The organism is Deltaproteobacteria bacterium (genome assembly GCA_021159305.1).
Taxonomy (GTDB): domain Bacteria; phylum Campylobacterota_A; class Desulfurellia; order JAGGSF01; family JAGGSF01; genus JAGGSF01.
The window spans coordinates 1-9,414 of sequence record JAGGSB010000079.1 but is presented as its reverse complement, the minus strand read 5'-3'; the positions used below and the strand labels follow the sequence as shown (position 1 = coordinate 9,414).

16 protein-coding genes are annotated in these 9,414 nt (G+C 36.7%); 15 read left to right on the top strand and 1 reads right to left on the bottom strand.

The features are described 5' to 3' along the window. Nucleotides 1-168 precede the first annotated feature (168 nt). From J7J10_04745 to J7J10_04695, 11 genes are all read left to right on the top strand, one after another. On the top strand, nt 169-543 hold the full coding sequence (locus J7J10_04745; protein MCD6130239.1) for a hypothetical protein: 375 nt from the start codon (nt 169-171) through the stop codon (nt 541-543). Between the two features lie 58 nt (nt 544-601). Then, nucleotides 602-1,036, top strand: coding sequence for a transcriptional repressor (locus J7J10_04740; protein ID MCD6130238.1), 435 nt, complete (start codon nt 602-604; stop codon nt 1,034-1,036). A 2-nt stretch (nt 1,037-1,038) separates the two neighbouring features. Further along, nucleotides 1,039-1,881, top strand: coding sequence for a zinc ABC transporter substrate-binding protein (locus J7J10_04735; GenBank protein MCD6130237.1), 843 nt, complete (start codon nt 1,039-1,041; stop codon nt 1,879-1,881). Then, nucleotides 1,874-2,626, top strand: a complete 753-nt coding sequence (locus J7J10_04730; protein MCD6130236.1) for an ABC transporter ATP-binding protein — start codon at nt 1,874-1,876, stop codon at nt 2,624-2,626. Before J7J10_04735 ends, J7J10_04730 begins: the two co-directional genes overlap by 8 nt. Next, on the top strand, nt 2,623-3,417 hold the full coding sequence (locus J7J10_04725; protein ID MCD6130235.1) for a metal ABC transporter permease: 795 nt from the start codon (nt 2,623-2,625) through the stop codon (nt 3,415-3,417). Before J7J10_04730 ends, J7J10_04725 begins: the two co-directional genes overlap by 4 nt. A 42-nt stretch (nt 3,418-3,459) precedes the next feature. Further along, nucleotides 3,460-3,888 (top strand): hotdog fold thioesterase, encoded by a 429-nt coding sequence (locus J7J10_04720; GenBank protein MCD6130234.1) that lies wholly within the window; start codon nt 3,460-3,462, stop codon nt 3,886-3,888. A gap of 367 nt (nt 3,889-4,255) precedes the next feature. Beyond that, the gene (locus J7J10_04715; protein ID MCD6130233.1) at nt 4,256-5,683 is read left to right on the top strand and encodes a mannose-1-phosphate guanylyltransferase/mannose-6-phosphate isomerase; all 1,428 of its coding nucleotides are present in this window, start codon (nt 4,256-4,258) and stop codon (nt 5,681-5,683) included. Between the two features lie 173 nt (nt 5,684-5,856). Continuing rightward, entirely contained in the window at nt 5,857-6,078 is a 222-nt protein-coding gene (locus J7J10_04710) for a hypothetical protein (GenBank protein MCD6130232.1), read from the top strand. Next, nucleotides 6,075-6,491, top strand: coding sequence for a PIN domain-containing protein (locus J7J10_04705; protein MCD6130231.1), 417 nt, complete (start codon nt 6,075-6,077; stop codon nt 6,489-6,491). The genes J7J10_04710 and J7J10_04705 overlap by 4 nt, the downstream gene beginning before the upstream one ends. Before the next feature lie 246 nt (nt 6,492-6,737). Then, nucleotides 6,738-6,953 (top strand): hypothetical protein, encoded by a 216-nt coding sequence (locus J7J10_04700; GenBank protein MCD6130230.1) that lies wholly within the window; start codon nt 6,738-6,740, stop codon nt 6,951-6,953. Continuing rightward, the gene (locus J7J10_04695; protein MCD6130229.1) at nt 6,940-7,383 is read left to right on the top strand and encodes a PIN domain-containing protein; all 444 of its coding nucleotides are present in this window, start codon (nt 6,940-6,942) and stop codon (nt 7,381-7,383) included. The genes J7J10_04700 and J7J10_04695 overlap by 14 nt, the downstream gene beginning before the upstream one ends. A gap of 78 nt (nt 7,384-7,461) precedes the next feature. Here the strand turns inward: J7J10_04695 and J7J10_04690 are convergent, their stop codons facing one another. Further along, the gene (locus J7J10_04690; protein MCD6130228.1) at nt 7,462-7,620 is read right to left on the bottom strand and encodes a hypothetical protein; all 159 of its coding nucleotides are present in this window, start codon (nt 7,618-7,620) and stop codon (nt 7,462-7,464) included. A 132-nt stretch (nt 7,621-7,752) separates the two neighbouring features. On the opposite strand from J7J10_04690, the gene J7J10_04685 reads away from it, so the two are divergent. From J7J10_04685 to J7J10_04670, 4 genes are read left to right on the top strand one after another with little or no spacing between them, the layout of a single operon-like run. Then, nucleotides 7,753-8,007, top strand: coding sequence for a UPF0175 family protein (locus tag J7J10_04685; protein ID MCD6130227.1), 255 nt, complete (start codon nt 7,753-7,755; stop codon nt 8,005-8,007). After that, nucleotides 8,004-8,480 carry a DUF3368 domain-containing protein gene (locus J7J10_04680; protein MCD6130226.1) on the top strand — a complete coding sequence of 159 codons (477 nt, stop codon included), beginning with the start codon at nt 8,004-8,006 and terminating at the stop codon, nt 8,478-8,480. The genes J7J10_04685 and J7J10_04680 overlap by 4 nt, the downstream gene beginning before the upstream one ends. A gap of 7 nt (nt 8,481-8,487) precedes the next feature. Beyond that, entirely contained in the window at nt 8,488-8,775 is a 288-nt protein-coding gene (locus J7J10_04675; GenBank protein MCD6130225.1) for a DUF4258 domain-containing protein, read from the top strand. Beyond that, nucleotides 8,762-8,971: a DUF2283 domain-containing protein gene (locus tag J7J10_04670; protein MCD6130224.1), complete on the top strand. Its 210-nt coding sequence runs from the start codon at nt 8,762-8,764 to the stop codon at nt 8,969-8,971. The genes J7J10_04675 and J7J10_04670 overlap by 14 nt, the downstream gene beginning before the upstream one ends. Nucleotides 8,972-9,414 lie beyond the last annotated feature (443 nt).

Sequence of the window (9,414 nt, the reverse complement as noted above, 5' to 3'; positions counted from 1 at the left end):
CCTCCTGTCATTCCGTGCTTGACACGGAATCTGGAGTATGGATTCCCGCGTGCGCGGGAATGACAGAGGAAAGAGGATGGAAAGAAATTGCCTATTTTTCTAAAGTTAGAAAAGTGGGTTAATATAACCAATTGACGGCAGTAGCAGGAACTTTTATAATTTAAAATTATGGAGTGGAAACCGTTGGGCTTTTCAGATTTAGAGGCAGGAGGAAAAACAGTATTCATTAGAAGCCTGCGATTGGCAGATGAGATGGGTTGCCTTCGTAGATATAGGGTTTCAACGGTGGAAGGGTTTTGCGGCGAAAAGTTTACTAAAATTCCTGCATGCGGAAGACTGGTCAAGGATAAAGATGGGAAGATTGGAATTATGGTAACAGGTGCACATTCAGGATTTTTTAAGATAGGACGATCTAAACAAGGTCAACCTCATCTTCTCGTATCTTTTAGCGCTTTGAGTAAAAAAGTAAAGAAAGATTTGCTCAAGCAGATCAACTATGAATTGTTTGAAGAAGGCAATGCAATCTTGGCGCGAGAGAAATAAATCTTTAAGGCGCACACAGAACTTGCAATTAAGTTGCATCTGTGATATACAACAAATTATGTTTAAGGCAAGCAACGCGGAACAGATGCTTAAAAGTAAAGGAGTTTCTGTTACTCCTCTGCGTTTGTCTGTATTTGGAACATTAATTTCCGCCGAAAAGTGTCTTATGGCTGAGGAAATCTTAAAACAGGTTGGCTCTATTAATAAGGTAACTGTTTATAGAATCCTGGAAAAGTTGGTAGAAGTGAAGTTGGTAAGGAGATTTTCTATAAAGCGAACCTTCTATTATGAAATAGCTGACAAAGACCACAAACCTCATCCTCATCTTGTATGTAAGATTTGTGGTAAAGTAAGATGTTTGAATGCCTCAGAGCTGATGATTATTCTCTCTAATCTATGTAAGCTTTATGGGTTTCAAGCTGACAATATTAATGTTTCTATAGAGGGAGTTTGCAATAAATGCAGCAAGCAACATAGTTGCAAGATAGTATGAATATGAAGAGAACACTAGTTGTGTTTTTTATATTTTGCATTGTTAATCTTTATGTCCATAAGGCATGGGCTGAAAAGATAAAGGTGGCTGTAACCATTCTTCCTCAAGCAAGGTTTGTAGAGAAGGTAGGAGGGAAAAGGGTGCAGGTGACGGTTATGGTACCGCCTGGAGCAAGCCCTCATACCTATGAGCCGACACCGAACCAGTTGAAAATGGTAAGTAGGGCCAGGGTTTATTTTAAGCTGGGTTCTGGAATGGGGTTTGAACTGTCCTGGTTGCCTAAAATCATAAGTTTGAATAAAAATATGGCAGTTATAGATTGCAGTAAAGGTATCTCACTTATAAAAAATGGAAAACGAGTTAATCCTCATATCTGGCTCTCGCCAAAAAATGCCGAGATTATGGTGGAAAATATCTTCAAGTCCCTTGCACAGATAGATCCTCAGTATAAAAAATATTATAAAAAGAATAGGGATATCTATCTTAAGGCACTCAAGGTATTGGATGCTGAGATTGTAAGTAGTTTTAAACATTTAAAACGAAGGGAATTTATAGTTTATCATCCTGCCTGGATATATTTTGCCAGAGATTATAACCTGGTGCAAATTCCTATTCAGAAAGAAGGCAAGCAGCCGACTCCGTTATGGATTGCGAAGGTGATAAAACAGGCAAAAATACATAAAATTAAGATTATTTTTTCCTCATCTCAATTTAGCGCAAAGAGTGCCGAGGCAATTGCCAGACAAATCGGCGGCAAGGTAGTGTTAATTGACCCTCTGGCGAAAGATTATTTGAAAAATATGCAAGAGACTGCTAAGGCGTTGTTGAAGTCAAATGATGAATAAAAAGGAAATTGTTACACTGGAGCATATTTGGGTTTGGCGGGATGGGGTTTTGGCGTTGGAAGATATAACTCTTCCTATAAAAGAAAATGTGCTTCTGGGTGTGATAGGCCCAAACGGAGGCGGTAAAACTACTTTGCTATATACCATTTTAGGATTACTAAAACCCCAGAGAGGAAAACTGAGTGTTTTCGGCACTTCTCCAAAGGAAGCAAGAAAACTTATAGGCTATGTGCCCCAACGTCAATTCTTTGACCTGGATTTTCCCATTACTGTATTTGGAGCTGTGTTGATAGGTAGATATAATGGCTTTATGAAAGCTTGCTCCAAAAAAGATAGAGAGGCAGTAGATGCCGCTTTGAAAGCAGTGGGTCTCTTTGATTTAAAAAATGTTCAAGCTGGAAAATTGTCGGGTGGTCAGTTGCAGAGGCTATTTATTGCGAGGGCTTTGGTAAGAGAACCCAGACTGCTTTTATTGGATGAACCGACTGCTAGTCTTGATCCTCAAATGCAAAAGTCTTTTTACGAGTTGCTATCCAGATTAAAAAAGAAAATGAGCATTGTTTTGGTTACACATGATATTAGTGCTATTTCTGTATATGTAGATGAGATTGCCTGCTTAAATCGCAAGTTGTGTTATCATGGTGATAAAAAAATAGGTATAAGAAAGCTGGCTGAAACATACCAGTTTCCTGTTGACCTTATCCTTCACGAAACACCCTATCGGGTTTTAGAGAAACACGAATGAGTATATTGCAATACAGTTTTATGCAGTATGCTTTGCTGGCGGCACTTTTGGCGGGTATTGCCTGTGGTATTGTGGGAAGTTTCGTGGTGGCAAAACGAATAGTGTTTATCAGTGGTGGAATTTCTCATGCGGCATTCGGTGGAATTGGTATAGGATATTTCATCGGTTTAAACCCCATTCTCACTGCTATTCCTTTTAGCCTTTTATCAGCCATAGGTATTGGATTAATATCAAGGAGAACAAAGGTTCATATAGATACTACTATCGGTGCATTCTGGTCTGTTGGAATGGCCATAGGTATCCTGTTTGTTGCCTTAACTCCCGGATATGCACCAGACCTGTTCGGCTATCTTTTTGGCAACATCTTGACTGTTTCTCCTTTAGATTTAAAGCTGATGCTTATCCTGGATATAGTGATCATTTTAACTACCTTTCTTTTCTATAAAGAATTTCTTGCTATTTGTTTTGATGAAGAATTTGCAGAGGTTATGGGTATGCCCGTAGAAGGATTATATCTCTTGTTGCTTTGTCTTGTGGCTTTGAGTGTTGTGGTGTTAATTCGGATTGTGGGTATCATTCTGGTTATTGCATTGTTAACTATTCCCTCTGCTGTAGTAAAGCGCTTTGCTCATAGCCTCAAACAACTTATGTTCTTTTCTATTATTTCAGCTACAATTCTAACGATTATTGGGATATGGCTTTCCTATTTGCTTAATCTTCCCTCTGGAGCGACTATTGTTTTGACTATGGGAGTGGTTTTTGCTATTTCTATTTTTCTTAAGCGTTTTTAAGATTTGGGAGAAACTGATAAGTATAAGAAATTGGAGGTTAAAGTGGAAGATAAAGCCTGGCGAATTGCGCAATGGATGAACAAAAATGACCAGATAGCGGTGAACTTTGGAATGAAGGTTACGGAGGCAAAATTAGGAGGATGTGCAGTAGAAATGAAAGTAACAGACAAAATGTTAAATGCGGTGGGAATTACACACGGAGCGGCCATCTATGCTCTGGCTGATTTTGCCTTTGCAGTAGCATCTAATAGTTGGGGTCAAGTGGCTGTGGCTCTAAATGCGCATATAAACTTTCCTGCTTCCAGCAAGAAAGGGAATATACTTAAAGCTGTTGCTACCGAAGAGGCAAAAAGCCGACATACTGCTATTTATAAGATTGAAATTAAACGAGAAGATGGCGTGCTGGTTGGTTTATTTACAGGAACCGTGTTTAGAAGAGATGACAGTGTAGAAAGCTGGATGAAAAGCTAAGTTTATCCCGCTACCCGCCTTGACAATAATAGGATACTCTGTTATCTTGTTCATTAAATAAACATGTTTCGTTTCACATTTTATCTGCAGAATCATAAACTGCAGGTTATGTTGAAAATAGAAGGGCGGTAGCTTGTCTTCCTACTTCCACTCCCTAATCACGCTTCGCCAATCACGAGTTACTCATCACTTCTTCCACTATCTGCTATCAACCATTCACCATCCGCTATCAACTATTAACGCATCCACTCACACTTACACTTCTTACCATAAAGAAATAAATAGTGAATAGGCGGTTGATTTTGAAGGAGATTCTTATGAAAATTCTGCGGATTTCCGTAAAAAAACTTCTAAGGAGGGTTTTTTTATGACAATAGTTGTTCTTGCGGGAGGAAAAGGCGAAAGATTGTGGCCTTTGTCGCGAAAGGATTACCCAAAACAATTTTTAAAGATTAGTGAAAAATCATTTTTTCAAAAGACAATAGAAAGATGTTTAAAGCTTACAAAACCAGAGAATATATTTGTTTCCACAGGCTGGGATTATTTCTTTCATGTAAAAAAAGAATTGGAAGGATTTGATATAGGAGAAAAAAATATAATTGTTGAACCAATACCTAAGAATACTGCGCCAGCGATATTTCTTTGTGCAAGATGGATGAAAGATATATTAAATATAGACGAAAATGAAACAATATTTGTTTGTCCATCAGACCATTTCATAAAAAAAGAAGACAGATTCACTGAAATTGTGGAAAAGGTCTCTAACATAGCATCTAATTGTATCGTTACATTTGGTATAAACCCCACATCCCCAGAAACAGGATATGGGTATATAAAAAGAGGTGGTAAGTTAGAGGTGGCAGGTAACAAACAAGATGTTTATAAGGTGGAAAAATTTACAGAAAAACCTTCCGAACAGAAGGCAAAAGAGTATTTAAGAAATGGCAAATATCTGTGGAACTCTGGTATGTTTGCATTTTCCATAAAAACCATAATGGAAGCATTCAAAACATACGCACCGGATATATACGAGCCCTTAGAAGATGTAGACTTAAAGAATAAAAAACTTCTGAAAGAAGCATTGACAAATGTTCCGTCCATTTCCATAGACTATGCCATAATGGAGAAAGCAGACAATGTGGTTACCATTCCCCTTGATATTGAATGGAGTGATATTGGTTCCTGGCAGGCATTCTATGAGCTATATGAAAAAGACAAGGAAGGAAATGTAGTCATTGGTGATATCTTAACACGGGATGTAAAAAATTCCCTCATTATTGGAGATAAAAGATTGATTGCCTGTGCTGGATTAGAAAACCTTTTGATTGTAGGAACGGATGATGCAGTGCTTGTTGCATCTAAGGAAAAGGCGCAGGAAGTAAAGAAAATTGTAGGAACATTGAATAAAAATGGAAGAAAAGAAGCGCTTGAACATAAAACCGCATATCGTCCATGGGGAGAATATACGGTTCTGGATACAGGAGAGAGGTTTAGAATAAAAAAAATTACAGTAAATCCAAAAGAGTCTTTGAGTTTGCAGATGCATCATCACAGAACAGAGCATTGGGTTGTAATAAAAGGAATGGCAAAGATAAGAATTGGTGATAAAGAATTATTTATTCATGAAGGAGAAAGCACATTCGTTCCAAAATCTACTCTACATAAGCTGGAAAATCCCGGCAAGGTTCCTTTAGAAATCATAGAAGTGCAAAACGGTGAATATGTAGAAGAAGATGATATTATAAGATTTGAGGATAAATATGGAAGAGCGGAAAGAAACTATGATAAATCATAGTTTTGAGTGTTAACCACCATCATACATCTACACCTACATCCACTATCCACTATTAACTATCCTACACTCCCACCCACACCTACACTTACATACGCTATCCGCTGCCCCCTACATTTGGATTTGTAATTTTGACCCTTATGACTTATGTTTTTAAAAAGATGGAGGACAAACAAATGAGCACTATAATATTAAGTTCTGACGAACTAAATTTACCCAAAGAAATAGCCAACAAATTGAAGGGTAAAAAAATTGAGGCAATGGAAGTTAAAGAAGGTATTTTACTACGCCCTATATCTGATCCTATTAAAGAAGCAAGAGGATTTCTGAAATCTAAACGATTTTCAACGCAAAGATATCTTCAAATGAAAAAAGAGGAAAAGGAAATAGAGGCATGATGGAAATCTTTGTTTTAGATGCTTGCTCGCTCATTGCCTTTTTTAATGATGAAGAAGGAGCAGGCAAGGTTGAAAATCTACTTCGGATGGCAGAAGAAAAGAAAGTTAAGCTTTACATGAACAAATTGAATATCCTGGAAATTTACTATGGAGTGTATCGCGATGACGGGGAAAAAGTAGCAGAAGAAACATTCCATAAAATTTTGGGACTGCCTATTCTAATAGTCGATAATTTGACTGATCGGCAGTTGAGGGAATCGGGTAGGCTGAAAGCAAATTATAGTATTTCCTTAGCAGACGCCATTGCCGTTGGTGAAACAATTATAAGAAATGCAAAACTTGTAACGGCAGACCATCATGAGTTTGATATTTTTGAAGAAAAATCTGAGGCAGAGTTTTATTGGATCAGATAGGCTGCTTACACTTCTTCTCCTATCCACTTCTTTCCACTATCAACTATCAACTATCTTACACCCACACTTACACTATCCGCTGTCCGCTGTTAAACGCGAAGCCTATTTAACTGGGACGCAACCTGGTGACGCTAAAAACTGGAAGGGATATTTTAATTTGATAAATCTTGCGTATGAGTTTATATTGTTTAATGATATGCAGGTTTGACCGTGTGTCCTACAATCATAATTTGCAGGAGGAAAGATATTATGGAAGTAATTGAATTTAAATCAAAAATAAAAAACGGGATTATCCGTATCCCTGAAAAATACAAACAAAAAACAGGTAATACTGTGAAAGTTATTATAATAAGTGAGAAGGTTACCAGGCAGGCTGATATAATTGACAAACTGTTAGCAAATCCCATAAAATTAAAAGATTTTTCACCTTTTTCAAGAGAAGAAATCTATGAAAGATTTTAACATACAGCCAGATTCAACATATTTCATAGATACGAATATATGGCTTTATTCATTTATCCAATCTCAAAACAGGGAGAAAACTGAAATTGCCAGAGCTATTATAAAAGAATGTGAAATTGTTATCAGCACTCAAATAATCAATGAGATGTGTGTAAATTTGATAAAAAAGGTTAATTTTTCAGAAGGGAAAATCCAAAACTTAATTGAGTCACTATATAGAAAATATACAGTACTTGAATTATCTCAAGACATACTTTTAAAGGCATCAAAAATACGTGCTAATCACAGTTTTTCTTTCTGGGACAGTGTAGTTGCGGCCAGTGCTCTGGATTGTGATGCAGATTATTTAATATCGGAAGATATGCAGCATAGTTTTAATCTTGAGAATAAACTTACAATTATAAATCCATTTGAAGAAAGTGAAAGGTAAAGGAAATGGCAAAATTGATATGCCGTCCACCCCGTTAAATAAAAAACCCCGCCGCAAGCAGCGGGGTATCACCGGATGTCATTCCCCTTTCCCTGTCATTCCCCTTTTCCCTGTCATTCCCCTTTTCCCTGTCATTCCCCTTTTCCCTGTCATTCCGCACTTGATGCGGAATCTGGATTCTGTTTTCCCGTTCTCCCGTTCCAACTCATCCCTTCCTCCCCATCCTCTATCCACCATCCTACACCTGCACAAAAATGTTTTGTATTGTTGAAAAAATCGCTTAATGTATATACCTTAAAAAGCAAACTAAAAGGAGGTTTAATTGATTGATTTTATTGAAGTGATAAAGTTTTTGTAAGAGGAGGTATTATGATAACAATAAACATACCAAGCACAGTGGAAGCAGCTATAAAACTTCCGGAGAAGGAAAGGGAAAAAGAGCTTTTGAAACTCTTAGCAGTAAAACTGTATGAAAAGGGTATAATGGGAATAGGAAAAGCATCTGAGTTGTGTGGATTAAGCAGATTAGAATTTATGCAAGTTTTAAAAGAAGAAAATGTGACTTTGAATTATGATGACGAAGAATTAGAAAGAGATTTAAGAAATCTGGAATACTTTAAATGATGGTTGTTTGTAATTCTTCTCCATTGATAGCACTACTCAGTATTAAAAGATTAGATATACTAAATAAATTGTTTAAGAAAGTGATTATTCCTGAAGCTGTTTATAAGGAAGTTTTTAAGGCTAAATCTATATCAGAGACTTCAAAATTTTTTCAAATTGAGCAAGTAAAAGATAAAAACCTTGTAAGGTTACTCAGGATGCATCTTGATTGTGGTGAAAGCGAGGCTATCGCATTAGCGATTGAACAAGGTATAGATAGAGTAATAATAGATGACAAGCAAGCAAGAAAAATAGCTGATAAACAGGGACTAAAAGTAATTGGCACTCTGGGCATTTTAATGCTTGCTAAAAAGAAGCAAATAATTAAGGAAGTTAGACCTTTAATACTGAACATAATGGAAAATATAAATTTTAGAATAAGTGAAAGGATATTAAATAAAGCATTGGAATTTGTGGGTGAAAAAGAAGTTTGAATTAAGTATCGATGAGGGGGGGAGTAAAAGTAAAGTGAGAGATGTAATATTTAGCCAACATGCGTTATTGAAGATTGAAATATTAAGAAGGCACAGTATGATAATAAAAGAAAGTTTTATTAGAGATGCGGTTACCAATCCTGATAAAATTATCTCTGGATATAAAGGTAGGTACATTGCACAGAAGAAATTAGATGAGGAACATATACTTCGCGTTATCTACGAAAGACGGAAAGAAGATGTTTTAATAATAACTTTTTATCCTGCAAGGAGGGAAAGGTATGAGAAAAGTTAGATACAGTAAGGATGTAGATGCACTTCTTGTTGAGTTGTCGGATAAACCAATTGATTATGCTAAAAAAGAAGGACAGATAATCGTCCACTTCACGAAAGAGGGAGAACCTGTTCTCTTAGAAATTTTGGATGCCAAAAAATTTATAATAAACTCTTTTACTACCCTTGTTGAAGAAAAAGAAGTTGCTTTGTCTTGACAAACTACTGTTTGCAAGCAAAATCTTCGATTTTGTCTTGACAACTGCCTCTGGCAGTTGCAAGCAAACACCTCTGGTGTTTGTCTTGACAAACTACTGTTTGCAAGCAAAATCCTCGATTTTGTCTTGACAACTGCCTCTGGCAGTTGCAAGCAAACACCTCTGGTGTTTGTCTTGACAAACTACTGTTTGCAAGCAAAATCCTCGATTTTGTCTTGACAACTGCCTCTGGCAGTTGCAAGCAAACACCTCTGGTGTTTGTCTTGACAAACTACTGTTTGCAAGCAAATGACTTCGTCATTTCCTTGACAGCAGCAGGATATCCTGTTATTTTGTTCATTAAATAAACATGCTTTGCTTTGTATTTTATCTGCAGAATCATAAACTGCAGGTTATATCTTATTATAATCCTCATTAAAAATAGAAGGGCGGTAGCGTATTCA

What these genes read in the sequence shown, in the direction of transcription:
- J7J10_04730 (MCD6130236.1), top strand. Translation starts at nt 1,874, where the DNA reads ATGAATAAAAAGGAAATTGTTACACTGGAGCATATTTGGGTTTGGCGG.
- J7J10_04725 (MCD6130235.1), top strand. Translation starts at nt 2,623, where the DNA reads ATGAGTATATTGCAATACAGTTTTATGCAGTATGCTTTGCTGGCGGCA.
- J7J10_04735 (MCD6130237.1), top strand. Translation starts at nt 1,039, where the DNA reads ATGAAGAGAACACTAGTTGTGTTTTTTATATTTTGCATTGTTAATCTT.
- J7J10_04745 (MCD6130239.1), top strand. Translation starts at nt 169, where the DNA reads ATGGAGTGGAAACCGTTGGGCTTTTCAGATTTAGAGGCAGGAGGAAAA.
- J7J10_04715 (MCD6130233.1), top strand. Translation starts at nt 4,256, where the DNA reads ATGACAATAGTTGTTCTTGCGGGAGGAAAAGGCGAAAGATTGTGGCCT.
- J7J10_04695 (MCD6130229.1), top strand. Translation starts at nt 6,940, where the DNA reads ATGAAAGATTTTAACATACAGCCAGATTCAACATATTTCATAGATACG.
- J7J10_04740 (MCD6130238.1), top strand. Translation starts at nt 602, where the DNA reads ATGTTTAAGGCAAGCAACGCGGAACAGATGCTTAAAAGTAAAGGAGTT.
- J7J10_04710 (MCD6130232.1), top strand. Translation starts at nt 5,857, where the DNA reads ATGAGCACTATAATATTAAGTTCTGACGAACTAAATTTACCCAAAGAA.
- J7J10_04705 (MCD6130231.1), top strand. Translation starts at nt 6,075, where the DNA reads ATGATGGAAATCTTTGTTTTAGATGCTTGCTCGCTCATTGCCTTTTTT.
- J7J10_04690 (MCD6130228.1), bottom strand. Translation starts at nt 7,620, where the DNA reads ATGGTGGATAGAGGATGGGGAGGAAGGGATGAGTTGGAACGGGAGAAC.
- J7J10_04685 (MCD6130227.1), top strand. Translation starts at nt 7,753, where the DNA reads ATGATAACAATAAACATACCAAGCACAGTGGAAGCAGCTATAAAACTT.
- J7J10_04670 (MCD6130224.1), top strand. Translation starts at nt 8,762, where the DNA reads ATGAGAAAAGTTAGATACAGTAAGGATGTAGATGCACTTCTTGTTGAG.
- J7J10_04680 (MCD6130226.1), top strand. Translation starts at nt 8,004, where the DNA reads ATGATGGTTGTTTGTAATTCTTCTCCATTGATAGCACTACTCAGTATT.